Origin of the sequence: Streptomyces sp. NPDC051207 (assembly GCF_040682395.1) — a bacterium.
In the GTDB taxonomy this organism is placed as follows: domain Bacteria; phylum Actinomycetota; class Actinomycetes; order Streptomycetales; family Streptomycetaceae; genus Streptomyces.
In genome coordinates, this window is the sequence record NZ_JBFBAX010000005.1 from 198,016 (window position 1) to 221,780 (window position 23,765).

Below are 23,765 nucleotides of genomic sequence, written 5' to 3' on the forward strand. Positions count from 1 at the left end.
CCGGTTCTGTGGAAGACCTCCGAAGATCAAACTGGAGCCATTGAATGGCACGCGTTTCCGGTGTTGACATCCCGCGCGAAAAGCGCGTGGAGATCGCCCTCACCTACGTGTTCGGCATCGGCCGGACCCTCTCGCAGCAGACGCTCGCTGCCACCGGCGTGGACCCGAACACCCGTGTTCGCGACCTCACCGAAGAGCAGCTCGTCGCGATCCGCGAGTACGTCGACAACAACATCAAGACCGAGGGTGACCTCCGTCGCGAGATCCAGGCCGACATCCGCCGCAAGGTCGAGATCGGCACCTACCAGGGTCTGCGTCACCGTCGCGGTCTGCCCGTCCGCGGTCAGCGCACCAGCACCAACGCCCGCACCCGCAAGGGCCCGCGTCGCGCCATTGCCGGCAAGAAGAAGCCGGGCAAGAAGTAGTCCGCAGCGGACACCTGTCCACGGTCTTCGCTGTAGGACCGACCACCTCCCGTAGGAGTTATAGATGCCCCCCAAGGGACGTCAGGGCGCTGCCAAGAAGGTGCGCCGCAAGGAAAAGAAGAACGTCGCTCACGGCCACGCGCACATCAAGAGCACGTTCAACAACACGATCGTCTCCATCACGGACCCGTCCGGCAACGTGATCTCCTGGGCCTCCGCCGGCCACGTCGGCTTCAAGGGCTCCCGGAAGTCCACGCCGTTCGCCGCGCAGATGGCCGCCGAGTCGGCCGCCCGCCGCGCCCAGGAGCACGGCATGCGCAAGGTCGACGTCTTCGTCAAGGGCCCGGGCTCCGGTCGTGAGACCGCGATCCGCTCCCTCCAGGCCACCGGCCTCGAGGTCGGCTCGATCCAGGACGTCACGCCGACCCCGCACAACGGCTGCCGCCCGCCGAAGCGCCGCCGCGTCTGACGCGTCGCACTTCACGGCTCAGCGGTTCCGGGCGGTACGGCTCCTCGACGGGCCTGCCGCCCGTACCCTTGCAGTACCCGCACTTCTCACGGGTGCGGTTTCCGTCGGACGTCAAATAGCGGGCGTCCACGAAAGAAGGATCTGATCCACACATGCTGATCGCTCAGCGTCCCTCGTTGACCGAAGAGGTCGTCGACGAGTTCCGCTCCCGGTTCGTGATCGAGCCGCTGGAGCCGGGCTTCGGCTACACCCTCGGCAACTCCCTCCGCCGCACCCTCCTGTCGTCGATCCCCGGTGCCGCTGTCACCAGCATCCGCATCGACGGCGTCCTGCACGAGTTCACCACCGTGCCGGGCGTCAAGGAGGACGTCACCGACCTGATCCTCAACATCAAGCAGCTGGTCGTCTCCTCGGAGCACGACGAGCCGGTCGTGATGTACCTGCGCAAGCAGGGCCCGGGTCTGGTCACCGCCGCCGACATCGCGCCCCCGGCCGGTGTCGAGGTGCACAACCCCGACCTCGTCCTCGCCACGCTCAACGGCAAGGGCAAGCTGGAGATGGAGCTGACGGTCGAGCGCGGCCGCGGTTACGTCTCCGCCGTGCAGAACAAGCAGGTGGGCCAGGAGATCGGCCGTATCCCGGTCGACTCGATCTACTCGCCGGTTCTCAAGGTCACCTACAAGGTCGAGGCGACCCGTGTCGAGCAGCGCACCGACTTCGACAAGCTGATCGTCGACGTCGAGACCAAGCAGGCCATGCGCCCGCGCGACGCCATGGCGTCCGCCGGCAAGACCCTGGTCGAGCTGTTCGGTCTGGCCCGCGAGCTCAACGTCGACGCCGAGGGCATCGACATGGGCCCGTCGCCGACGGACGCCGCGCTCGCCGCCGATCTGGCGCTGCCGATCGAGGAGCTGGAGCTCACCGTCCGGTCGTACAACTGCCTCAAGCGTGAGGGCATCCACTCCGTGGGTGAGCTCGTCGCCCGCTCCGAGGCCGACCTGCTCGACATCCGCAACTTCGGTGCGAAGTCGATCGACGAGGTCAAGGCGAAGCTGGCCGGGATGGGTCTCGCGCTCAAGGACAGCCCGCCCGGATTCGACCCGACGGCCGCCGCGGACGCCTTCGGCGCCGACGACGACGCGGACGCCGGGTTCGTGGAGACCGAGCAGTACTGATCGGTCTCCGCTGCCGGTGCGTCGTGGCCGGCCGCGCAGTCCCCCCTTCCGGGAGCGCCCCTGAGGGACGCTCCCGGATCTCTGACAGACAACCGTCTGCTCGGATACTGACCCCGGTACCTGATACGGCCGGGGCAGACACCTAGGAGAAACACCATGCCGAAGCCCACCAAGGGTGCCCGTCTGGGCGGCAGCGCCGCGCACGAGAAGCTGATGCTCGCGAACCTCGCGAAGTCGCTGTTCGAGCACGGCAGGATCACCACCACCGAGGCGAAGGCCCGCCGCCTGCGCCCGTACGCGGAGCGTCTGATCACCAAGGCGAAGAAGGGTGACCTTCACAACCGCCGCCAGGTGCTCCAGGTCATCACGGACAAGGGCATCGTCCACGCGCTCTTCACCGAGATCGGCCCGCGGTACGAGAACCGTCCGGGTGGTTACACCCGTATCACCAAGATCGGTAACCGCCGTGGCGACAACGCGCCCATGGCCGTCATCGAGCTGGTCGAGGCGCTGACGGTGCAGCAGAAGGCGGTCGGCGAGGCCGAGGCCGCGACGAAGCGCGCGGTCAAGGAAGACAGCCTCAAGAAGGACGAGTCCGCCGAGGCCACGTCCGAGGAGGCCACGTCCGACGAGGCCGCCGAGGCTCCGGCCGAGCCCGCCGCGGACGCGGCTGAGGGCAGCGCGAAGGACGCCTGACGCTTCCGCGTGGTGACGGGCCCGCTCCCTCCGGGGGGCGGGCCCCTTCGCATGCCCGGGGCGGGAGCAGAGGGCAACCCTCTGGGCGGTTCAGGGGTCAAAGGCATGCGTGCCCGACCGGACGCGCGTCTCAAGTCCCTTGCTTTTTGCGCGTGTTCCACTTGCACGGGGGTTCCAAGCTTTCTCTCGCCGCCGCGCGGCGCGCGTGAACCTCTCGCTGCACCCGGAGTCCGGTGAGCCGAGTGAGCAGGAGATCGTGCTGCGGCTCAAGGCGCCCGGCGAGCCGGTGCCGGACGAGAACGGCATCGTCTGGCCCATCCACCGGGGCTCCTACACCCTCACCGTGGACGCCCGCTCCCTGGCCGGGGCGGCGTCGGTGGACTTCTCCCGCCTCGACCCGGGTGCCGGGTGCTCCGTCGACGGGCTGGTCGCCACCTGCACCGGCTACCAGATCTACGCCGGCAGGGAGTACAACCGCCTCGGCGCCATCACCCTCGACGTGACCGACGCGAGCGCCGCGGGTGACTTCGGCACCGTCGAGATCACGGCCCAGGGCGAGGGCCTCGACTTCACCGGGCACCGCGTGGACGTGCTGGTCGGCGGTCCCGAGCTGCGGATGAAGCAGCTGGTCGAGCCCGCGGACCTGCGGGCCGGCGACACCTTCCAGGCACCGCTGGGCTTCCACAACGCCGGCGGCCACGGCGTCGTGCTGCGGATCTCCGGCTCCCGCGGCCTGTCCTTCCCGAGCACCTTCAGCAACTGCTCCTACGACCCGAGCGACCCCGCCGACCTGCACGGCTCGTCCACGGCGGTCTGCGTCTTCGACAGCGACTTCGCGGGCGGGGCGGTGTACGGGCTGAGTGCGCCCTTCCCCGTCGCGACGGCCGGCTTCGCGCTCGACGACGTGCTGCACTACACCTTCACCGCGATGCCCGTCGAGCAGGCGCGGGAACTGCTGGCCGAGGGCCACCACCAGGCGGGCGACGGGGCCGCACTGGAGCTGGTGCGGCTGCCGGACGCCGACCCGGCCGGGTACACGCGCTACGCGGAGCTGGACCTGCCGACCACGAACACCTTCGACCTCGACCTGACCGGTGAACGGCTGCGGGCCCGCAAGGGCGCCACGGTGCCGGTGGACATCGGCTTCCGGAACCACGGCCCGGCCTGGCTGGCCCTGCTGCGCTCCGGCGGCGAGCCGGTCACCTTCGCGGTGGACCTGCCGCCGGGGACCACGGCCACCTCGGTGCCCGAGGGGTGCCGGCCCGGCTGGGAGGGCTCCGAGGCCGACTACCACTGCTTCATCGGGACGCCCATCCGGGAGGACGCCTCCCGCGCCTACACCTTCGGCCTCCGTGTGGACCAGGTGATCAAGGGCGCGACCGGCCGGGCGTACTTCCCGTACACCCTGCCGCAGGAGGGCAACCCGGCGAACGACTCCGGGGAGATCGTCCTCAACCCGGCGCGCACGGCCTGACCGCACGGCGGGGCGGGCCCCTTCCCGGCAGGGGGGTGGGCCGGCCCCGCCGTGCGCGGTGAGAGGATCGGGGCGTGAGTGATGAGGTGGAGCCCGGGTTCGTACGGGTGCGGATGGACCTGTCGTACGACGGGACCGCGTTCTCCGGGTGGGCCAGGCAGGCCGGCGGGCGCCGGACCGTGCAGGGCGAGATCGAGGACGCGCTGCGGACCGTGACGCGGTCCGGGGACACGACGTACGAGCTGACGGTGGCCGGGCGGACCGACGCCGGGGTGCACGCCCGCGGGCAGGTGGCCCATGTGGACCTGCCGGCCGCGCTGTGGGCCGAGCACCGGGAGAAGCTGCTGAAGCGGCTCGCCGGGCGGCTGCCGCGCGATGTGCGGATCTGGTCGCTCACCGAGGCCCCGGCCGGGTTCAACGCCCGTTTCTCGGCGATCTGGCGGCGCTACGCCTACCGCGTCACCGACAACCCGGGCGGCGTCGATCCGCTGCTGCGGGGCCATGTCCTGTGGCACGACTGGCCGCTCGACGTCGACGCCATGAACGAGGCCGCCGAACGGCTGCTGGGGGAGCACGACTTCGCCGCCTACTGCAAGAAGCGGGACGGCGCGACGACCATCCGTACGCTCCAGGAGCTGAGCCTGGTGCGGGGCGGCGACGGCATCATCACGGCGACCGTGCGGGCCGACGCCTTCTGCCACAACATGGTGCGCTCGCTGATCGGGGCGCTGCTGTTCGTCGGCGACGGCCACCGGCCGCCCGACTGGCCGGGCAAGGTCCTCGCCGCGGGCGTACGGGACTCGGCGGTGCATGTCGTACGGCCGCACGGGCTGACGCTGGAGGAGGTCGGCTACCCGGCGGACGAGCTGCTGGCGGCGCGGAACAAGGAGGCGCGCAACAGGCGGTCGCTGCCGGGGGCACCCGCGGCCGGCTGCTGCTGAGCCCGCGGCCCGCGGGCTACTCGTCGGCCGCCGCCGACGCCTGGGCCTCGCCGCGGCGGCGGATCTGGCGGAAGGCGAACTCGGCCAGGTCGTCGCCGGACGCGAACACCTCGGTGTTCCTCTCGGTGACGTCCTTGCCGCTGGTGTAGCCGGCGATGGTGAAGTAGGCGTAGCGGCCGTAGGAGTTGGTGGTCGAGCGGCACACCGCGCCCGTGCAGAACGGCGCCACGCCACCACCCGACAGCGACCGGACGATGCTCCTGGTGTCGGCCTGCTTCTTCGCCCTCAGCGCCTGCGCCTCGGTGTCGAAGACGGCGACGCCGACGGTCACGGCCACGCCGTCGCGGGTGTAGGTGACGCGCATCAGACGGGTGCAGCCGTTCGCCGCGAGGACCTTCGGCAGGGTGCCCTGGGCTGCGGAGGAGCACGTCCGGGAGTCCGCCGTCGGGCCCTTCTTGTAGACCGTCTCGGCCATGGTCAGCTGCGTGCCCGGGAAGAGGATCTCCGGGCTGAGCGGGGCCTTGTCCTTCTTCTCGTTGGACACGAAGTCCTTCGGGTCCAACGGGGGAGGCGCCGTGGTCGGGTCGAACGACGGCGCGCCGGCGCTCTCGCTCGGGATGTCGGCCGCCGAGGGCAGCCGCGAGGCCGACTCGCCCGACGGGCCGCCGCTGCCGTTCGCCGAGACGACGGCCACCGCGACGGCAGCGCCGATCGCCACGGTGGCGAGCGCGCCACCGCCGATCATCAGCAGCCGGCGCCGCTTCTTGCGGGCCTCGGACGCCTCGGCGAGCGCCGCCCAGTCCGGGGTGTCCCCGCCGCCGCTGTTCCAGGGCTGCTGAGACTGCGGTTTCCAGGGATCCCACTGAGACTGGGGTCCCCCCTGCCCAAAGCTCATGGGGCGCATCTTAGACGGGGCGCCGGGCGCGCCGTCCGCCGTTGCGCCCCCGAGGTCGCGCGGGAAGCGGGCGGGCGGCCGTCGCGTACCCTGGGAGAGGCAGGCGCCAGGCGTCCGGCGGGATCGCTCGTTTTGACCCGTCCGGGCAGGCCCGGCTATCCTGCATGTTCGTTGTGTATTGGCTTGCTCATTCTCACGGGACGGGCCCTTACACCGGTCCACCGGGCCGATGACCAGCGACCCCATGTATGCGGTATGCGTCGCCGCCGTGCGGTCAAGGCTGTCGTGATCGTTTCGGTGACCTTGTCAGGACCATTCACTCGAAGCGAAGGCTACGAACCGTGCGTACGTACAGCCCCAAGCCCGGCGATGTGACGCGCCAGTGGCACGTCATCGACGCTCAGGACGTTGTCCTGGGCCGTCTCGCCACCACCGCCGCCACCCTTCTGCGGGGCAAGCACAAGCCGATCTACGCGCCGCACGTCGACACTGGTGACTTCGTCATCATCATCAACGCCGACAAGGTGCACCTCTCCGGCAACAAGCGGACCCAGAAGATGGCGTACCGCCACTCCGGCTACCCGGGTGGTCTGCGCTCCGTCCGTTACGACGAGCTGCTCGACAAGAACCCCGAGAAGGCCATCGAGAAGGCCGTCAAGGGCATGCTCCCCAAGAACTCCCTGGGCCGTCAGATGCTCTCGAAGCTGAAGGTCTACAAGGGTGACCAGCACCCGCACGCCGCGCAGCAGCCGGTGCCGTTCGAGATCACCCAGGTCGCGCAGTAAGTCCGGCCACCCCCTAAGACTGAAGAGAATCTGAGGAGAATCGTGGCCGAGACCACTGCCGAGCAGCCGCTCGAAGAGATCGACATCGACAGCTACACCACCGAGACCGAGGTGCCCGTCGAGGGCGAGTACACCTCGGAGTCGCTGGCCTCCCGCTTCGGCGAGCCCCAGCCGGCCGCCGGCCTGGGCCGCCGCAAGAACGCCATCGCCCGTGTCCGGATCGTCCCGGGCACCGGCAAGTGGAAGATCAACGGCCGCACCCTCGAGGACTACTTCCCGAACAAGGTGCACCAGCAGGAAGTCAACGAGCCCTTCAAGGTGCTCGAGCTCGAGGGCCGTTACGACGTCGTCGCCCGCATCTCCGGTGGCGGCGTCTCCGGCCAGGCCGGTGCCCTCCGCCTCGGTGTCGCCCGCGCCCTCAACGAGGCCGACGTCGACAACAACCGCGGCCCGCTGAAGAAGGCCGGCTTCCTGCGCCGCGACGACCGCGCGGTCGAGCGGAAGAAGGCCGGTCTGAAGAAGGCCCGCAAGGCTCCGCAGTACAGCAAGCGCTAAGCTCCGCTGCCTGCTCGTACGTCCTACGAGCCGGATCGGCTCGCTCGTACGTACTCCGAACGCCCCGGCGGCACGCCACAGTGCTGCCGGGGCGTTCGTTTATCACGGTCGTTGGGCGTATAACGGCACAAGACGCTCAAAGGCTTGTGTGTTCGGATGTCCGGGCATGGACGGCATCGCCGGCCCGGGCCGCGGGAGCCGCCCGCGCGAGCCGCACCGGCACGGCTTTCCGTAACTGACGCTTCCTCAGGAGGACAAGTGGGACGACTCTTCGGCACGGACGGCGTGCGCGGTGTCGCCAACGCGGATCTGACGGCGGAGCTGGCCCTCGGGCTGTCTGTCGCCGCGGCGCACGTGCTGGCCGAGGCGGGCACGTTCGAAGGGCACCGGCCGGCCGCCGTGGTCGGACGTGATCCGCGCGCGTCCGGGGAGTTCCTGGAGGCCGCCGTGGTCGCCGGTCTCGCCAGCGCCGGAGTGGACGTGCTGAAGGTCGGCGTGCTGCCGACGCCCGCGGTCGCCCACCTGACCGGCGCGCTCGGCGCCGACCTCGGCGTCATGCTGTCCGCCAGCCACAACGCCATGCCGGACAACGGCATCAAGTTCTTCGCCCGCGGCGGCCACAAACTCGCCGACGAGCTGGAGGACCGCATCGAGGCCCTCTACGAGGAGCACCGCACGGGCGCCCCCTGGGACCGCCCGACCGGCGCGGGTGTCGGCCGGGTCCGCGACTACGAGGAGGGGTTCGACCAGTACGTCGCCCACCTCGTCTCCGTGCTGCCCAACCGGCTCGACGGCCTGAAGGTCGTCCTGGACGAGGCGCACGGCGCCGCCTCCCGGGTCTCGCCCGAGGCCTTCGCCCGGGCCGGTGCCGAGGTCGTCACGATCGGCGCCGAGCCCGACGGCCTCAACATCAACGACGGCTGCGGCTCCACCCACCTCGGCCCGCTGTCGGCCGCCGTGGTCGAGCACGGCGCCCACCTCGGCATCGCCCACGACGGCGACGCCGACCGCTGCCTCGCCGTGGACCACACCGGCGCCGAGGTCGACGGCGACCAGATCCTCGCCGTGCTCGCGCTGGCGATGCGGGAGCGTGGCCGGCTGCGCTCCGACACCGTCGTCGCCACCGTCATGTCGAACCTGGGCTTCAAGCTCGCCATGGAGCGCGAGGGCATCTCCCTCGTGCAGACCGCTGTCGGTGACCGCTATGTCCTGGAGGAGATGAAGGAGCACGGCTTCGCCCTCGGCGGCGAGCAGTCCGGGCACGTCATCGCCCTGGACCACGCCACCACCGGCGACGGCACGCTCACCGGGCTGCTGCTGGCCGCGCGGGTCGCGCAGTCCGGCCGGACGCTGCGGGAGCTGGCGTCCGTCATGGAGCGGCTGCCGCAGGTGCTGATCAACGTGCCCGACGTGGACAAGTCCCGGGTGAAGACCTCCGCCGACCTCGCCGCCGCGGTCGCCGACGCCGAGCGGGAGCTGGGCTCGACCGGGCGGGTGCTGCTGCGCCCCTCCGGCACGGAGCCGCTGGTACGGGTCATGGTCGAGGCCGCCGACATCGACCAGGCACGCTCGGTGGCGAGCCGGCTGGCGGATGCGGTGAAGTCGGCGCTCGGGTAGGCGGGGCGCGGGGGCGGATCGGGCGGGCTCGGGTTCGGCCGGGCCGGGCGCCGGGGCCGTGCCGGTGGGGTCGCAGGGTGCTGCCGGCCGGCCGGCGGGTTCGGTCAGGGCCGGCGGCGGGCCCGTATCGGGTTGCGTTCGTGCTGCTTGGCCCAGAGCCACTTCTGGGTCAGCAGGGTGAGGGTGCCCGCGAGGATGATGCCCAGCAGGTTGAGCAGGAGCTGCTCCGTCGAGCCCCAGGTCTGCTTCGCGTCGCCGTAGCTGAGGGCGACGGCCGCGTTCGCGGCGGCCGGGACGGTCGTCACGGAGATCGCCACGCCGACCAGCGCGCCGGACTTCGCCGAGGTCAGCGACAGCGTTCCGGCCGCGCCCGCGAGGACCGCCACGACGAAGGAGAACCAGTCCGGGGCGTACACGAACCCGGTGTTCGGCCGGTCCGCCGCCAGCTTGGCCTCGGTGAACAGACCCACCCCGTCCATGAACCAGCTGAAGCCGACCGTCACCGCCATCGCCGCCGCGAAACCGGCCAGCAGCGCGATCAGTGACCGCAGCGCGAGCCGGGGTGCCCGCTGCACGGCGGCCGTGCAGATCCCGGCCAGCGGCCCGAACTCCGGTCCGACGGCCATCGCGCCGACGATCAGGACCGCGTTGTCGAGGACCACACCGCACGCCGCGATCATCGTCGCCAGCGTGATGAAGGCGACGTAGGTGACGGAGAGCGTCGACTCCTCGTGCGTGGCGTCCGAGAGCTGCTCCCACAGCACCGCGTCCGCGGCCTCGCCGGGCGCGTCGTCCTCGGCCTTGTCGGCGTGGCTCGACAGCGACAGGTCGATGTTCTCCACGGCGATGGCGCCGGACTTGTCCAGCCCCAACTCCCGCAGCTCCTGGAGGAGTTCGTCGCCGGCCTCGCGGGCCACGTCGCACATCACGACGTCCCCCGAGGGGTTGCGGGCCGCGTCCGGCAGCACGCAGACATGGGCGGTGCCGACCGTGTCCTCGATCAGACGGACCACGTCGTCCGTCCGGTCGGCGGGGGTGATCAGGCGCAGATGCAGCATGGCGGCAGCGTAGCCGCGCTCACAGCTTGCGCAGACTCAGCCGCTGCACCGTGTGGTCCGGGCCCTTGCGCAGCACGAGGGTGGCCCGGCCCCGGGTGGGGGCGATGTTCTCCACCAGGTTGGGCTTGTTGATGGTGCGCCACATGGTGCGCGCGTAGTCGAGGGCTTCTTCCTCGGAGACCTGCGTGTACTTGCGGAAGTACGAGGACGGGTTCTGGAAGGCGGTCGCGCGCAGCTTCTTGAACCGGTCGAGGTACCAGCGCTCGATGTCCTCGGTGCGGGCGTCGACGTACACGCTGAAGTCGAAGTAGTCGGCGAGGCCGACCCGGGTGCGGCCGTCCTTGCCGGGCAGGGCGGGCTGCAGGACGTTGAGGCCCTCGACGATCAGGATGTCGGGCCGGCGCACGACGAGCTTCTCGCCGGGGACGATGTCGTAGATGAGGTGCGAGTAGACGGGCGCCGTCACCTCGGCCTTGCCCGCCTTGATGTCGGCGACGAAGCGGGTCAGGGCCCGGCGGTCGTACGACTCCGGGAAGCCCTTGCGGGACATCAGGCCGCGGGCCTGGAGTTCCCTGGTCGGCAGCAGGAAGCCGTCCGTCGTCACCAGCTCGACGCGCGGATGCTCGGGCCAGCGGGACAGCAGCGCCTGGAGGAGGCGGGCGACGGTGGACTTGCCGACCGCGACCGAACCGGCGACGCCTATCACGAAGGGCGTGCCCGACTGGGAGCCCTGCTCGCCCAGGAAGGTGTTCAGCGCTCCTCTGAGGCCGTCCGTGGCGCCGACGTACAGATTCAGCAGCCGGGACAGCGGCAGGTAGATGTCCCGCACCTCGTCGAGGTCGATGACGTCACCGAGGCCGCGCAGCTTCTCGACCTCCTCCGCGGACAGCGGCAGCGGCGTCTTGTCACGCAACGCGCTCCACTCGGCTCGGGTGAGGTCGAGGTAGGGAGTCGCCTCCGGCCGCTGCCGGTGGGCGCTCCGGGGCAGTGCGGGGACCGGAGAGATCACAGTCCATTGTTAACGGAGTTTGAACCGGGGGGAGGGTGGGGTGCGTCACGCCGTCGGCCGTGAAGGGCCGTGCGCGGGCCGTGCGGGAGGGGCCTGCACGGCGCCCCGGGGCCAGGTGATCACAGGGGCGTCACGGTCGGGTACCGGGTCGACGGCCCATGATCACTTGTGAGGTTCTCGTGCGTAAAGTGCGCCGATGCCTTGCGGAGGAGCTGCACGCCTTCGCGTGTCCCCGCACGCCTGTGCGTGCCTCCGCATACCCCGGAAGAGAGAACCCGACGTGAGATCCACCGCCGTCCGCCGTGCCGCCCTCGCCGCGTCCACCGCCGCGTTCGCCCTGCTCGTCACCGCCTGCGGCGGCGGCAGCGGCGACGACGGCAAGCACGAGGGCGGCTCCTCCGCGGCCCCGGAGGCGACGCCCGCCGCCAAGGCGCTGACCGCCGCCGAGCTGGAGAAGGCGGCGCTGGCGCAGGCCGACGTCACGAGCGGCAAGGTCACCACCAAGGTGCCCGCGGGGGACCCCGTCGCGCAGGACGAGGTCACGACCGACGACGAGGCCTGTGCGCCGCTCGCGTACGCCCAGGCCGGTACCTACGCCGGTACGCCGGCCGCGACCGCCAGGCGCTCCTGGCTGGGCGAGCCGAAGAAGCCCGCCGAGGGCGCGAGCGCCGAGGAGAGCGTGCTGGCCACCCTCGACATCGAGAGCGTCGCCCTGACCCTCTCCTCCTACGAGGACGGCGGCGCCGAGAAGGCCATGAAGGACCTGGGCACGGCCGCCGAGAAGTGCGCGGGCGGCTTCACCTACACCGCCGACGGCAGCGAGACCGAGGTCCTGTCGGTCGTCACGACCGAGGCGCCCAAGGGCGGGGACGAGGGCCTGGCCGTGACGATGGCCATCGACGTCGAGGGCGACAAGGCCCCGATGAAGGTGGTCGTGGTCCGCAAGGGCGCCACCGTCGCGTACTTCCCCGCCATGAACCTCGCCTCGGCCGCGTCCGGAAAGGACTTCACCTTCCCGGCTCAGGTCGTCGAAGCGCAGGTGGCGAAGCTCGGCTGAGGCCGTTCCCCGGCGCCCTGACCGGCGCCGTTGCCGCGCGGAGATCCCTCTCGCGGCGCGGAAGCACTCCCACCGGGGTTCGTACCCCGGTGGGAATTTCCGATTTCGGGCACGCGGCGGCCGTTTTCGGCGCGGGTGTGATCGTAGGCTGCCGTTCCATGTGCGGAATCGTGGGATATGTGGGGTCGCAGTCGGCGCTCGGGGTCGTGACGGCCGGACTGAAGCGGCTGGAGTACCGGGGCTACGACTCGGCGGGCGTCGCCGTGCTCGCCGACGGCGGGCTGGCCGCCGCCAAGAAGGCCGGAAAACTGGTCAACCTGGAGAAGGACCTGGTGGAGCGGCCCCTGCCGACCGGCACGACCGGCATCGGGCACACCCGCTGGGCCACCCACGGCGGGCCGACGGACGCGAACGCCCACCCGCACCTCGACAACGCGGGCCGGGTCGCCGTCGTCCACAACGGCATCATCGAGAACTTCGCGCTGCTCCGGGCCGAGCTGGAGGAACGCGGCCACCGGCTCGCCTCCGAGACCGACACCGAGGTCGTCGCCCACCTCCTCGCCGAGGAGTTCTCCTCCTGCGCCGACCTGGCGGAGGCGATGCGGCTGGTGTGCCGGCGACTGGAGGGCGCCTTCACGCTGGTCGCGGTGCACGCCGACGAGCCGGACGTCGTCGTCGGCGCCCGGCGCAGCTCGCCGCTCGTGGTCGGTGTCGGTGACGGCGAGGCCTTCCTCGCCTCGGACGTCGCCGCGTTCATCGCCCACACGCGCTCCGCGATCGAACTCGGCCAGGACCAGGTGGTGGAGCTGCGCCCGGACGGCGTGACGGTCACCGGCTTCGACGGCAGCCCCGCCGACGTGCGCGCCTACCGCGTCGACTGGGACACCTCGGCCGCCGAGAAGGGCGGCCACGACTACTTCATGCTCAAGGAGATCGCCGAGCAGCCCAAGGCGGTCGCCGACACCCTGCTGGGGCGCGTCGACCCGTCCGGCTCGCTGACCCTGGACGAGCTGCGCATCCCCGCCGAGGAACTGCGCGAGGTCGGCAAGGTCGTCATCGTGGCGTGCGGTACGGCCTTCCACGCCGGGCTGATCGCCAAGTACGCCATCGAGCACTGGACGCGGATCCCCTGCGAGGTGGAGCTGGCCAGCGAATTCCGCTACCGGGACCCGATCCTTGGCCCCGGGTCGCTGGTCGTGGCGATCTCCCAGTCCGGCGAGACGATGGACACCCTGATGGCGCTGCGCCACGCCCGCGAACAGGGCTCCAAGGTGCTGGCCATCTGCAACACCAACGGCTCGACCATCCCGCGCGAGTCCGACGCGGTGCTCTACACGCACGCGGGGCCGGAGGTCGCCGTCGCCTCGACGAAGGCGTTCCTCACGCAACTGGTGGCGTGTTACCTGGTGGCGCTGTACCTCGGCCAGGTGCGCGGCACCCAGTGGGGCGACGAGATCCGGGCGGTGATCCGCGACCTCTCGCACGTCTCGGGCGCGGTGGAGCGCGTCCTGGAGACGATGGGGCCGGTACGGGAACTGGCCCGCTCGCTCGCCGCAAAGGACACGGTGCTGTTCCTGGGGCGGCACGTGGGCCATCCGGTCGCCCTGGAAGGCGCGCTGAAGCTGAAGGAACTCGCCTACATGCACGCCGAGGGCTTCGCGGCGGGCGAGCTGAAGCACGGGCCGATCGCGCTCATCGAGGAGGACCTGCCGGTGGTCGTCGTCGTGCCGTCACCGCGGGGCCGCTCGGTCCTCCACGACAAGATCGTGTCCAACATCCAGGAGATCCGCGCGCGGGGTGCGCGCACCATCGTGATCGCGGAGGAGGGCGACGAGGCGGTCGTCCCGTACGCCGACCACCTGATCCGCATCCCGGCCACCCCGACGCTGCTCCAGCCGCTGGTGGCGACGGTGCCGCTCCAGGTCTTCGCCTGCGAACTGGCGACGGCTCGGGGCAATGACGTGGATCAGCCGCGGAATCTGGCGAAGTCGGTGACGGTGGAGTGAGAGGGGCGGTGGCGGTCGGTGGCCGCCCGGGGGGCGCGGCGGCCCGATGAGGTCGCCGGCGACGGGGTGCGGGAGCCGCCGTAGGCTGCCCGGCATGAGCATCATCGGGGTCGGTATCGACGTCGCCGAGATCGACCGGTTCGCGGCGTCGCTCGCGCGTACGCCGGGGATGGCGCGGCGGCTGTTCCTGGACAGCGAGTTGTACCTGGCGAGCGGGGAGCGGCGCGGGGTCGCGTCGCTGGCCGCCCGGTTCGCCGCCAAGGAGGCGCTGGCGAAGGCGCTGGGGGCGCCGGCCGGCCTGCACTGGACGGACGCCGAGGTGTACGTCGAGGACACCGGGCAGCCCCGGCTGCGGGTGTCCGGGACCGTTGCCGCGCGGGCTGCCGAACTCGGGGTGCGGTCCTGGCACGTGTCGCTCAGTCACGATGCCGGGGTCGCCTCGGCCGTGGTCATCGCGGAGGGGTGAGGCGGGCCCGGGGGCCCGTGGCGGAAGGTGAGGCCGGGTCGGCTCGGCCCCACCCTCCCTCCGGGGCCTCTCAGCAGATCGACTGGACGCTGTTGACCAGGGTGTTGTTGCGGAACGTCGTGTTCGTGCCGCACGGGCTCTCCCTGATGGCGGAGTTCGTCACCGTCAGGTTCTGGATGAGGATGTCGGAGTTGTTCGGGAACTCCGAGCGGGCCGCCAGGCGGATCTCGCCGCCGCCGGAGACCGTGCCGCTCTGGGCGGCGATGTTCACGTTGGAGCAGTTCTCGATGAGGATGGCGTTGCTGCCCGTGTGGGAGATGCTGACCCGGTCGATGACCGCGCCGCCGCTCTCCGACACGCAGAACACGCCCCGTCCGCCGCCCCGGGCGACGACCTCGCCCACCCGGATGTTGGTCGGGTAGCCGCTGCCCACGCGGCCGTTGCGGTTGGCCATGCGGAAGGCGGCGTAACCGGTGCCGGTGCCCGCGCCGTCGGCGTCGACCCTCGTCACCGTGGCGTTGATGGTCTGGTTGAGCAGCAGGCCCGACTCGCCGACGTTGCGGGCGGTCACCGTGCCGATGGTGATGCCGTCGACGCCGTACGTCTCGACCGCGTGGCTGGAGGCGCCGGAAACGTACACGGAGTCGATGCGGACGTTCCTCGTCCACTGGCTGGTGTCGCCCCGGTTGTCGATCCGTACGCCGAGGCCCGCCGACAGGCGCATGTCGATCTGGCCGAGGATCACGTTCTGCACGTTGCGCAGGAAGATCCCGTACAGCGGCGTGCCCGTGAGGTTGAGGTGCTGGACCTCGATGTCGCGTGTGCCGCGGGAGTAGACCGGCGCCTGGTCACCCGAGCCACTGCCGGTGACGTTGATCGTGCCGCAGACGTCGAGGGCGGTGTAGCTGGGCAGGGAGATGCGGGAGCCGGCGGACATGGAGCCGGAACCGCGGACCACGACGCGTTCCTTCGCCGTGCGGCCCGACGTCAGGCTGCCTATCGCGGCCTGGACGGCCGAGCGCAGGTCGCCGCCCGTGTAGACGACGCGGCTGCCGCGCCGGGCGGTCCAGGTGCTGCCGCTCAGCACGGCCTCGGCGTGGTAGGTGCCCTCGCCGCAGGCGGCTGCGGCGGTGGTGCCGGTCGTGGTGGTGTGCGCGGTCGTGGGTCGGGCCGGTGTGGCCGAGGCGGTCAGGGAGCCCGCGGCGGTGAGGAGGGCGAGGGCGCCGGTGGCGGTGATGCCCGCGCGCCTGCGCGCGGTCTTCCCGGTGGGGAGTACGGCTCTGCGTCCCATGGGGACGGTCCTCCGCTCGTGTAGTCGAACCGATCCGGATGAATCGATTCACTTGTGGGGAGGGCCGAGTGTGGCAACGGCGCGGCGGGCGGTCAATCGGTCCCGTCGTATATCGAGAGTTTTCGGTGACCGGTGACCGGTGACGCGGGGGCTGCTCGCCGCGCTGCGGTGCGGTGCGGTGTCGTGCGGTCCGGTGTCGTGCGGTCTTGTGCGGGACACTCGTCCCCATGCGTAGTGCCTACAGCGTCGAAACCGTCAGGACCGCCGAACGCCGTCTCATGGAACGGCTTCCCCAGGGCGCGTTGATGCAGCGCGCCGCCGCCGGACTGGCCGCCGCCTGCGCCGAGTTGCTCGGGCGGGTGTACGGCAGCCGCGTCGTGCTGCTCGTCGGCAGCGGCGACAACGGGGGCGACGCCCTCTACGCCGGTGCCCGCCTCGCCCGGCGCGGCGCGGGCGTCACGGCGGTGCTGCTCACGCCCGAACGCGCCCACCCGGGCGGCCTCGTGGCGCTGCGCCGGGCCGGCGGGTCGGTCACCGGCACCGCTGCCGCCGGGGAACTGATCGCGCGGGCCGACCTCGTGGTCGACGGCATCGTCGGCATCGGCGGCAAGGGCGGGCTGCGGCCGGACGCGGTGCCGCTCGCGGAGGCCGCCGCACGGTCGCGGGCCGCCGTCGTCGCCGTCGACCTGCCGAGCGGTGTGGACGCGGACACCGGCGAGGTGCGCGGCGCCGCCCTCCGGGCCGACCTGACGGTGACGTTCGGGACGCACAAGCCGGGGCTGCTGGTCGATCCGGCGCGGGACTACGCCGGTTCGGTGCGGCTGGTCGACATCGGCCTCGAACTGCCCGCCGAACCCGCACTGGAGGCCCTCCAGCACGCGGACGTCGCCCGGCTGCTGCCGGTGCCGGGCGCCGAGAGCGACAAGTACCGGCGCGGCGTCGTCGGCATCGCCGCCGGGTCCGCGCGCTACCCCGGCGCGGCCGTCCTGGCCGTGTCCGGCGCGCTGCGGGGCGGCGCCGGGGCCGTGCGGTACGTCGGTCCGGCCGGGGACGCCGTCATCGCCCGCTTCCCCGAGACGCTCGTGTCCGACCGGGGGCCGAAGAAGGCGGGGCGCGTGCAGGCGTGGGTCACGGGGCCCGGCGCCGGTGAGAACGCGGACACCGTCGCCGAGGTGCTGGCGGCGGACGTGCCCGTGCTGATCGACGCGGACGGGCTGCGGCTGGCCGACCGGGGCGCGGTACGGGCCCGGAGCGCGCCGACTCTGATGACGCCGCACGCCGGGGAGGCCGCGGCGCTGCTCGGCGTCTCCCGTGAGGAGGTCGAGGGGGCGCGGCTGGCCGCGGTGCGGGAGCTGGCGTCGCGGTACTCGGCGACGGTGCTGCTGAAGGGCTCGACGACGCTGGTCGCCGGCCCGGGGGGCGGGCCGGTGCGGGTGAACGCGACCGGAACGGCCTGGCTGGCCACGGCGGGCAGCGGGGACGTGCTGTCGGGGCTCGCGGGGTCGCTGCTGGCGGCGGGGCTGTCGGCGCGGGACGCGGGCAGTGTGGCGGCGTACCTGCACGGGCTGGCGGGGCGCTTGGCGGCCGACGGGGCGCCGGCCGGGGCGCATGACGTGGCCGATGCGGTGCCGCGGGCTTGGCGGGACGTACGGGGCTGAATCCGGCCGGTGCCTGAGAGGTGCGGTCGGCTCGGCGCGGGTCTGCCTTTCCCACCCACCCACCCGACTCACTCGGCCAAGAGGAAGCCGTAGCCAAGCTGCGACCCCGCCCGGCCAGGAGCGCGCCCCGCATGGTCGGGACTGCGGCTTCGCCCGGTCAAGCCGCACCCTCGCTCTTCCAAGGCCCTCGCCTCAACGCGCCCCGGTCAAGCCGCGCCCCCGCCGCCCCCACCAAGCCCCACCCCCCATACGTCCGAGTGACCCCCCAGCGCGCCGCCCCCATCCTCCCCCCGCCCCGCGCTTCTCTGATCGCATGATCAGCAGACGTGTGGTGCGTCGGGGTGTCGCGGTGCTGCTTGCCCTTGTGGTGGTTCTGCCCGTCGACGCCGCTGCGGGGGCGCCCGGGGCTCCCGTGCCGCCCGGGGCCGGGCCCGAGGGGCGGCAGGCGGGTGGGACGGACGAGCCGGGGCCGTTTCGGCCGGGGGCGGTGGACACGCCCGACCAGGCGCTGGCGCCGGAGGTGTACACGCCGAGCGCGGCCGAGGACGCCGTGGAGCCGCCGGACGCGGCGGAGGGGACGTACGACCTCGTCGAGCACGTCGCGCCCGGCGGGGCGGACCTGCGCGCGGGCTGCACGCGGCGTACCGGGCCGTACCAGCGGCAGGCCGAGCGGTGGCTGGGCCGGCGGGCCGACGGCCGGCAGTCTCCCGCCGACTGCCGGGCCATCCGCGCGTTCCAGCTGTGGCAGGGCATCAGGCCCGCCGTCGGGTACGCCGGTGCCGTCACCTGGGCGCGGATGCGGTTCGTCTCCGCGCAGCGCAACCCCAACGCCGCGCGCAGATGTCCGGTCCGCGCGTACCGGGTCGCCTGCGTCGATCTCAGCCGGCAGCTGACCTGGGTGCAGCAGGGCCGGAGGGTGCTGTACGGGCCCGTGCCGATCCGCAGCGGGCGGGCCGGGTACCGCACCAGGACCGGCTGGCACCGGATCTACTGGCGGCACAAGAACCACTGGTCGACGCTGTACCACACGCCGATGCCGTACGCGCAGTTCTTCAACGGCGGCCAGGCCTTCCACGGCATCTACGGCAGCGTCCACGCCCGGCCCGGCTCCCGGGGGTGCGTCAACCTGCGGGTCAGGGACGCGCGCGGGCTGTGGAGCCTGCTGCGCAGGGGCGACCGGGTGTACGTGTGGGGGCGCAAGCCGGGGACCTGACCCGGGAAGGCGGCGAGGGGCGGGCTGCCCGGCCCGGAGGGGATGTCGGACCCCTCTGAGACACTGGGCGCGATGACTGAGACAGCCAGCCCGCGGACCGCACCCCTGCGCGCCCGCGCCGAGATCGATCTGGCCGCCCTGCGGGCCAACGTGCGCGCGCTGCGCGCCAAGGCCCCCGGGGCCGCCCTCATGGCCGTGGTCAAGTCCGAGGCGTACGGCCACGGCGCGGTGCCCTGCGCCCGCGCGGCCGTCGCCGCGGGCGCCACCTGGCTCGGCACGGCGACGCCCGAGGAGGCGCTCGCGCTGCGCCGCTCCGGCAGTCTGCCGCCGGACGTCCGGATCCTGTGCTGGCTGTGGACGCCGGGCGGGCCCTGGCGCGAGGCGATCGAGGCCGGCCTCGACGTGTCGGTCGGCGGCATGTGGGCGCTGCGCGAGGTCACCGAGGCCGCCCGCCGGGCGGGCCGACCCGCGCGCGTGCAGCTCAAGGCCGACACGGGCCTGGGACGCAACGGCTGCCCGCCCGGCGACTGGCCCGAGCTGGTCGACGGGGCGCTGCGCGCCGAGGCCGACGGCCTGCTGCGCGTCACCGGCCTGTGGTCCCACTTCGCCTGTGCCGACGAGCCGGGCCACCCCTCCGTCGCCGCGCAGCTCACCCGCTTCCGCGAGATGCTGGCGCACGCCGAGGCGCGCGGCGCCCGCCCCGAGGTGCGGCACATCGCCAACTCGCCCGCCACGCTCACGCTCCCCGAGGCCCACTTCGACCTCGTACGGACCGGAATCGCGCTCTACGGCATCTCGCCGAGCCCCGAGATCGGCACCCCGGCCGACTTCGGGCTGCGCCCCGTGATGACGCTGTCGGCCTCGCTGGCCCTGGTCAAGCATGTGCCGGGCGGCCACGGCGTGAGCTACGGACACCACTACACGACCCCCGGCGCCACCACCCTCGGCCTCGTGCCCGTGGGGTACGCGGACGGCATCCCGCGGCACGCGTCGTCGGCCGGCCCGGTCCTGGTGGACGGCAAGTGGCGTACGGTCGCGGGGCGCGTGGCGATGGACCAGTTCGTCGTGGACCTCGGCGGGGACGAGCCGGCGCCCGGCGCCGAAGCGGTGCTGTTCGGCCCCGGCGACCGCGGCGAGCCCACCGCGGAGGACTGGGCGCAGGCCGCGGGGACCATCGCGTACGAGATCGTCACCCGGATCGGATGGCGTGTGCCGCGCGTCTATGTGAACGAGGAGGACAACCGGGAAGACGACAACGGGAAGACCGAAGAGATCGAGGCAGTGGAAGCGCAGGAGGGGTGACGCCCCGCCGGAGGGTGGACCGGGCGGCGGCCACCGGGGCGGGTGCGCAGGCACGGGCGGGCGGCGGGCCCGTGACGGGGGCGACGAGGAGGGGTTCGTGACCGAGAGCAGTGCGGAGGTGGTGGCGGGCGCCGCCACCGCTGCCGCCGCGTCGGCGGCCCGCGGCGCCGCCGCTGTCGGTGGAGTGGCGGGCACCTGGCGCCGGGCCGGCATCGCGGGTGCCGCGCTGGGCGTCGTCGCGGCGGGCGCGGCGGCCGGCGTCGCCATAGAGCGGCTCACCGTCGGCCGCGGCATGCGCCAGAAGGCCCGGCTGGCGCTCGACTCGGCGGGCCCGTACGGCGGGCTGCGCGGCATGCCCGGCACGGCGCACGCCGACGACGGCACCGAGCTGTACTACGAGGTCGACGAGGTGGACCCGGAGGCCGCGGGCGCGACCGGGCCGCGCCGCAGGCGCCTGTTCGGCCGCAAGGCGCCCGCGCCCGTCACCGTGGTGTTCAGCCACGGCTACTGCCTCAACCAGGACTCCTGGCACTTCCAGCGCGCCGCGCTGCGCGGTGTCGTCCGCACCGTGTACTGGGACCAGCGCAGCCACGGCCGCTCCGCGCGGGGCGCGGCCCAGCTGCGGGACGGCGCGCCGATCACCATCGAGCAGCTCGGCCGCGACCTGAAGGCCGTGATCGACGCCGCCGCGCCCGAGGGGCCGCTCGTGCTGGTCGGCCACTCGATGGGCGGCATGACCGTGATGGCGCTGGCCGACCAGTACCCCGAGCTGATCCGTGAGCGCGTCGTCGGCACGGTCCTGGTCGGCACGTCGTCGGGGCGGCTCGGCGAGGTCAACTTCGGGCTGCCGGTGGCGGGGGTCAACGTGGTGCGGCGGGTGCTGCCCGGAGTGCTGAAGGTGCTCGGTCAGCGGGCCGAGCTGGTGGAGAAGGGGCGCCGGGCGACGGCCGACCTGTTCGCCGGGGTCATCAAGCGGTACTCGTTCTCCTCGCGGGACGTCGACCCCGCCGTCGCCCGGTTCGCCGAGCGGATGATCGAGAGCACGCCGATCGACGTGGTCGCCGAGTTCTATCCGGCGTTCACCGACCACGACAAGACGGAGGCGCTCGCCCACCTCCGGGAGACACCGGTGCTGGTGCTGGCCGGCGTCGGCGATCTCGTCACGCCGAGCGAGCACAGCGAGGTCATCGCCGGTCTGCTCCCGGACGCGGAACTGGTCCTCGTACCGGACGCCGGGCACCTGGTGATGCTGGAGCACCCGGACGTGGTCACGGACCGCCTCGCCGACCTGCTCACGCGCGTGGGCGCGGTGCCCGCAGGAGCTACCGTGGGTGGCTATGGAAGCACCAGCAGCACCGCACAACCCGGCTGACACCCGGCTGACGATCACCTCGCCCGAGCAGATGAAGGACCTGGGCCGCAGGCTCGCCGAGCTGCTGCGCGCCGGTGACCTCGTGATGCTCTCGGGGGAACTGGGCGCGGGCAAGACCACACTGACCCGGGGGCTCGGCGAGGGCCTGGGCGTGCGCGGCGCGGTCACGTCGCCGACGTTCGTCATCGCGCGCGTGCACCCGCCGCTCGGCGAGGGCCCGCCCCTGGTGCACGTCGACGCCTACCGGCTGTCCGGCGGCCTGGACGAGATGGAGGACCTCGACCTCGACGTGTCGCTGCCGGAGTCGGTGATCGTCGTCGAGTGGGGCGAGGGCAAGGTGGAGGAGCTGACCGAGGACCGGCTGCAGGTCGTCATCCACCGCGCCGTCGGCGACACGACCGACGAGGTGCGGCACGTGACGCTGACCGGCCTCGGGGCGCGCTGGGCGACGGCCGACCTGAGCGTACTGGCGGCCTGACCGGCCGGGCGGCACCTTGCGGGCGGCCTAGGCGGCTTCGCGGTGGCCGAGTGCCGGTCGGGGGCGGCGCGACGGGCGGGCCTCGGCCGGCTCCGGGGCCCGGGGCGGCGTGGACACCGCCCGCGCCGCGGCGCACGACGCCAGCAGGTCACGCATGGACACTCCGGCGGCCGTCGGCGGCTGCGGCGTGGTCGGTGACGCGGTCTGTGACGTGGGCACGGACGCCTCCTGAGGGCCGGGGGCGGAGGTAGTTAGGTAGACCTAACCACGAGCGGGATACCATGTGACCACGCCCGGGACGCCCAGCGCAAGAATTTCCCGACACCGTGTCGGTACGTGTCGGGGCGCGTACGTGCCGGTACGCCTGCGTGCCGGCACGCCCCGCGGACCGCCGGTCACCGTCCCGGCAACCCGCCGCCAGGAGACACCCGGCAGGGCACGGCGTGCGCGCGGACCGGCCTAGCGGATCACGACGACCTTCCGCCCGATCGTCGCGAACGTCCACATCGCGGCGCCGTCCGCGCGGGTCTCCCGGATGCCGCCCGTCTTCTTCCGCGGGTCGGCCCGCACCGAGCCGTCCACCGCCGCGCTGAAGCCGACGGCCACGCCGTCCACACTGGCGAACCGGACGACGTGCTCGACGGGGACGCCGTCCGAGCCGCGCACCGAGTTCGACCGGGACGTGACGGTGTAGCTGCCGGGCGGCGGATCGACCGCGCCGGGGCTGACCTCGAACGAGCGCTGGACCTTGTCGCCCTCGCCGACCAGCCACACCCGGTCGTCGTCGAGCGAGTACACGACCCGGACGCCCTTCCCGGAACCGGTCGGCAGCGCGGTGGGGTGCCGCCTGTCCCGGGGCATCTTGCTGATCGCCACCTCCGGCGAGGCGGTCGCCCGCGGCCTGCCGAACTCCGCGGGCGCGGTCGCCGCGGCCTGGTACGCGAGGAAACCCGCCGTCGCCAGGGCCGCCGCGGTGAGTCCGGCCACGATTGCCGAGCTGCTGCCTGCCACCGTCGTCCACCTCTGCCGTACGTCGCCCGGAGCCGCCTGCACCCACCTGTTCGCGCACGGTGAACGGACCGTCGCGCTCCGTGGCGACGGTAGCAGGAGGTGGCCGTCCGGGCCGGGGCGACGGTGCGGGCGGCGCCGGAGCCGTAGGCTGTTTGCGTGCTCTTGCTCGCTCTCGATACCGCAACTCCCGCCGTGACCGTCGCGCTGCACGACGGCACGGACGTCATCGCCTCGTCCAGCCAGGTGGACGCCCGCCGGCACGGCGAGCTGCTGCTCCCGGCCGTCGACCGCGTGCTCGCCGGCGCCGGCCTCGCGCTCGGCGACGTCACCGGCATCGTCGTCGGCATCGGCCCGGGCCCGTACACCGGGCTGCGCGTCGGCCTGATGACCGCGGACACCTTCGGGCTCGCGCTCGGCGTGCCCGTGCACGGCGTGTGCACCCTGGACGGCCTCGCGTACGCGGCCGACCTGCCCGGCCCCTTCGTCGTGGCGACGGACGCCCGCCGCAAGGAGGTCTACTGGGCGCGCTACGCCGACTCCCGCACCCGCGTCACCGACCCGGCCGTCGACCGGCCCGCCGACATCGCCGGGCAGGTCAAGGGCCTGCCCGCGGTCGGCGCGGGCGCCCTGCTGTACCCGGACACCTTCGAGCAGGTCCACGAGCCCGAGCACGTGTCGGCCGCCGCCCTCGCCCGCCTCGCCGCCGGGAGGCTGGCCCGCGGCGAGGAACTGCCGGCCCCCCGGCCGCTGTACCTGCGCCGCCCCGACGCCCAGGTCCCCAGGAACTACAAGGTGGTCACCCCGAAGTGACG

General features: G+C 72.7%; 24 protein-coding genes. 18 read left to right on the plus strand and 6 right to left on the minus strand.

Annotation, left to right across the window (positions count from 1 at the left end; translation table 11 throughout):
- Positions 1 to 44: 44 nt before the first annotated feature.
- The 6 genes from rpsM (at position 45) to truA (ending at position 5,180) form a co-directional block, all read left to right on the plus strand.
- Positions 45 to 425, plus strand: a complete 381-nt coding sequence (rpsM, locus tag AB0M97_RS07795; RefSeq protein ID WP_006130767.1) for a 30S ribosomal protein S13 — start codon at positions 45 to 47, stop codon at positions 423 to 425.
- A 64-nt stretch (positions 426 to 489) separates the two neighbouring features.
- The gene (gene rpsK / locus AB0M97_RS07800; RefSeq protein WP_003956432.1) at positions 490 to 894 is read left to right on the plus strand and encodes a 30S ribosomal protein S11; all 405 of its coding nucleotides are present in this window, start codon (positions 490 to 492) and stop codon (positions 892 to 894) included.
- 152 nt (positions 895 to 1,046) lie between these two features.
- Positions 1,047 to 2,069 carry a DNA-directed RNA polymerase subunit alpha gene (locus AB0M97_RS07805; protein ID WP_009715858.1) on the plus strand — a complete coding sequence of 341 codons (1,023 nt, stop codon included), beginning with the start codon at positions 1,047 to 1,049 and terminating at the stop codon, positions 2,067 to 2,069.
- Positions 2,070 to 2,225: 156 nt separating this feature from the next.
- Complete coding sequence (gene rplQ, locus AB0M97_RS07810) at positions 2,226 to 2,765, plus strand: 50S ribosomal protein L17 (RefSeq protein WP_365959843.1); 540 nt, start codon at positions 2,226 to 2,228, stop codon at positions 2,763 to 2,765.
- A 205-nt stretch (positions 2,766 to 2,970) separates the two neighbouring features.
- Positions 2,971 to 4,239: a hypothetical protein gene (locus AB0M97_RS07815; protein ID WP_365959844.1), complete on the plus strand. Its 1,269-nt coding sequence runs from the start codon at positions 2,971 to 2,973 to the stop codon at positions 4,237 to 4,239.
- A gap of 74 nt (positions 4,240 to 4,313) precedes the next feature.
- Positions 4,314 to 5,180 (plus strand): tRNA pseudouridine(38-40) synthase TruA, encoded by an 867-nt coding sequence (gene truA, locus AB0M97_RS07820; RefSeq protein WP_365959845.1) that lies wholly within the window; start codon positions 4,314 to 4,316, stop codon positions 5,178 to 5,180.
- Between the two features lie 16 nt (positions 5,181 to 5,196).
- On the opposite strand, the gene AB0M97_RS07825 is transcribed toward truA, so the two are convergent.
- Positions 5,197 to 6,075 (minus strand): hypothetical protein, encoded by an 879-nt coding sequence (locus AB0M97_RS07825; RefSeq protein ID WP_365959846.1) that lies wholly within the window; start codon positions 6,073 to 6,075, stop codon positions 5,197 to 5,199.
- Between the two features lie 341 nt (positions 6,076 to 6,416).
- Between AB0M97_RS07825 and rplM the strand changes: the two genes are divergently transcribed.
- The 3 genes from rplM (at position 6,417) to glmM (ending at position 9,032) form a co-directional block, all read left to right on the plus strand.
- Positions 6,417 to 6,860: a 50S ribosomal protein L13 gene (gene rplM, locus AB0M97_RS07830; protein WP_365873994.1), complete on the plus strand. Its 444-nt coding sequence runs from the start codon at positions 6,417 to 6,419 to the stop codon at positions 6,858 to 6,860.
- Positions 6,861 to 6,902: 42 nt separating this feature from the next.
- A complete protein-coding gene (rpsI, locus tag AB0M97_RS07835; protein ID WP_365959847.1) occupies positions 6,903 to 7,415 on the plus strand; it encodes a 30S ribosomal protein S9 in 513 nt (170 codons plus the stop codon).
- 258 nt (positions 7,416 to 7,673) lie between these two features.
- On the plus strand, positions 7,674 to 9,032 hold the full coding sequence (gene glmM / locus AB0M97_RS07840; protein ID WP_365959848.1) for a phosphoglucosamine mutase: 1,359 nt from the start codon (positions 7,674 to 7,676) through the stop codon (positions 9,030 to 9,032).
- A gap of 104 nt (positions 9,033 to 9,136) precedes the next feature.
- Here the strand turns inward: glmM and AB0M97_RS07845 are convergent, their stop codons facing one another.
- On the minus strand, positions 9,137 to 10,090 hold the full coding sequence (locus tag AB0M97_RS07845) for a DUF389 domain-containing protein (RefSeq protein WP_365959849.1): 954 nt from the start codon (positions 10,088 to 10,090) through the stop codon (positions 9,137 to 9,139).
- 19 nt (positions 10,091 to 10,109) lie between these two features.
- The gene (coaA, locus tag AB0M97_RS07850; protein ID WP_365959850.1) at positions 10,110 to 11,099 is read right to left on the minus strand and encodes a type I pantothenate kinase; all 990 of its coding nucleotides are present in this window, start codon (positions 11,097 to 11,099) and stop codon (positions 10,110 to 10,112) included.
- Between the two features lie 280 nt (positions 11,100 to 11,379).
- Between coaA and AB0M97_RS07855 the strand changes: the two genes are divergently transcribed.
- The 3 genes from AB0M97_RS07855 to AB0M97_RS07865 all read left to right on the plus strand — a co-directional run bounded on the left by AB0M97_RS07855 (position 11,380) and on the right by AB0M97_RS07865 (position 14,628).
- On the plus strand, positions 11,380 to 12,156 hold the full coding sequence (locus AB0M97_RS07855) for a hypothetical protein (protein ID WP_365959851.1): 777 nt from the start codon (positions 11,380 to 11,382) through the stop codon (positions 12,154 to 12,156).
- 158 nt (positions 12,157 to 12,314) lie between these two features.
- Positions 12,315 to 14,162: a glutamine--fructose-6-phosphate transaminase (isomerizing) gene (glmS, locus tag AB0M97_RS07860; RefSeq protein ID WP_365959852.1), complete on the plus strand. Its 1,848-nt coding sequence runs from the start codon at positions 12,315 to 12,317 to the stop codon at positions 14,160 to 14,162.
- 94 nt (positions 14,163 to 14,256) lie between these two features.
- The gene (locus AB0M97_RS07865) at positions 14,257 to 14,628 is read left to right on the plus strand and encodes a holo-ACP synthase (RefSeq protein ID WP_365959853.1); all 372 of its coding nucleotides are present in this window, start codon (positions 14,257 to 14,259) and stop codon (positions 14,626 to 14,628) included.
- A 70-nt stretch (positions 14,629 to 14,698) separates the two neighbouring features.
- Here the strand turns inward: AB0M97_RS07865 and AB0M97_RS07870 are convergent, their stop codons facing one another.
- Entirely contained in the window at positions 14,699 to 15,919 is a 1,221-nt protein-coding gene (locus AB0M97_RS07870; protein WP_365959854.1) for a hypothetical protein, read from the minus strand.
- 227 nt (positions 15,920 to 16,146) lie between these two features.
- On the opposite strand from AB0M97_RS07870, the gene AB0M97_RS07875 reads away from it, so the two are divergent.
- From AB0M97_RS07875 to tsaE, 5 genes are all read left to right on the plus strand, one after another.
- Positions 16,147 to 17,577, plus strand: a complete 1,431-nt coding sequence (locus tag AB0M97_RS07875) for an NAD(P)H-hydrate dehydratase (protein WP_365959855.1) — start codon at positions 16,147 to 16,149, stop codon at positions 17,575 to 17,577.
- Positions 17,578 to 17,890: 313 nt separating this feature from the next.
- The gene (locus tag AB0M97_RS07880; RefSeq protein WP_365959856.1) at positions 17,891 to 18,790 is read left to right on the plus strand and encodes a L,D-transpeptidase; all 900 of its coding nucleotides are present in this window, start codon (positions 17,891 to 17,893) and stop codon (positions 18,788 to 18,790) included.
- A gap of 72 nt (positions 18,791 to 18,862) precedes the next feature.
- Positions 18,863 to 20,092 carry an alanine racemase gene (alr, locus tag AB0M97_RS07885; protein ID WP_365959857.1) on the plus strand — a complete coding sequence of 410 codons (1,230 nt, stop codon included), beginning with the start codon at positions 18,863 to 18,865 and terminating at the stop codon, positions 20,090 to 20,092.
- A 97-nt stretch (positions 20,093 to 20,189) separates the two neighbouring features.
- Positions 20,190 to 21,464: an alpha/beta hydrolase gene (locus AB0M97_RS07890; RefSeq protein ID WP_365959859.1), complete on the plus strand. Its 1,275-nt coding sequence runs from the start codon at positions 20,190 to 20,192 to the stop codon at positions 21,462 to 21,464.
- A complete protein-coding gene (gene tsaE, locus AB0M97_RS07895) occupies positions 21,430 to 21,942 on the plus strand; it encodes a tRNA (adenosine(37)-N6)-threonylcarbamoyltransferase complex ATPase subunit type 1 TsaE (RefSeq protein WP_365959860.1) in 513 nt (170 codons plus the stop codon). The genes AB0M97_RS07890 and tsaE overlap by 35 nt, the downstream gene beginning before the upstream one ends.
- A gap of 27 nt (positions 21,943 to 21,969) precedes the next feature.
- On the opposite strand, the gene AB0M97_RS07900 is transcribed toward tsaE, so the two are convergent.
- Together AB0M97_RS07900 and AB0M97_RS07905 are read right to left on the minus strand one after the other, a co-directional pair.
- Positions 21,970 to 22,161 carry a hypothetical protein gene (locus AB0M97_RS07900; protein WP_365959928.1) on the minus strand — a complete coding sequence of 64 codons (192 nt, stop codon included), beginning with the start codon at positions 22,159 to 22,161 and terminating at the stop codon, positions 21,970 to 21,972.
- 240 nt (positions 22,162 to 22,401) lie between these two features.
- On the minus strand, positions 22,402 to 22,953 hold the full coding sequence (locus tag AB0M97_RS07905) for a hypothetical protein (RefSeq protein ID WP_365959861.1): 552 nt from the start codon (positions 22,951 to 22,953) through the stop codon (positions 22,402 to 22,404).
- Between the two features lie 156 nt (positions 22,954 to 23,109).
- On the opposite strand from AB0M97_RS07905, the gene tsaB reads away from it, so the two are divergent.
- Positions 23,110 to 23,763 carry a tRNA (adenosine(37)-N6)-threonylcarbamoyltransferase complex dimerization subunit type 1 TsaB gene (tsaB, locus tag AB0M97_RS07910; protein ID WP_365959862.1) on the plus strand — a complete coding sequence of 218 codons (654 nt, stop codon included), beginning with the start codon at positions 23,110 to 23,112 and terminating at the stop codon, positions 23,761 to 23,763.
- The last annotated feature ends 2 nt before the right edge of the window (positions 23,764 to 23,765 follow it).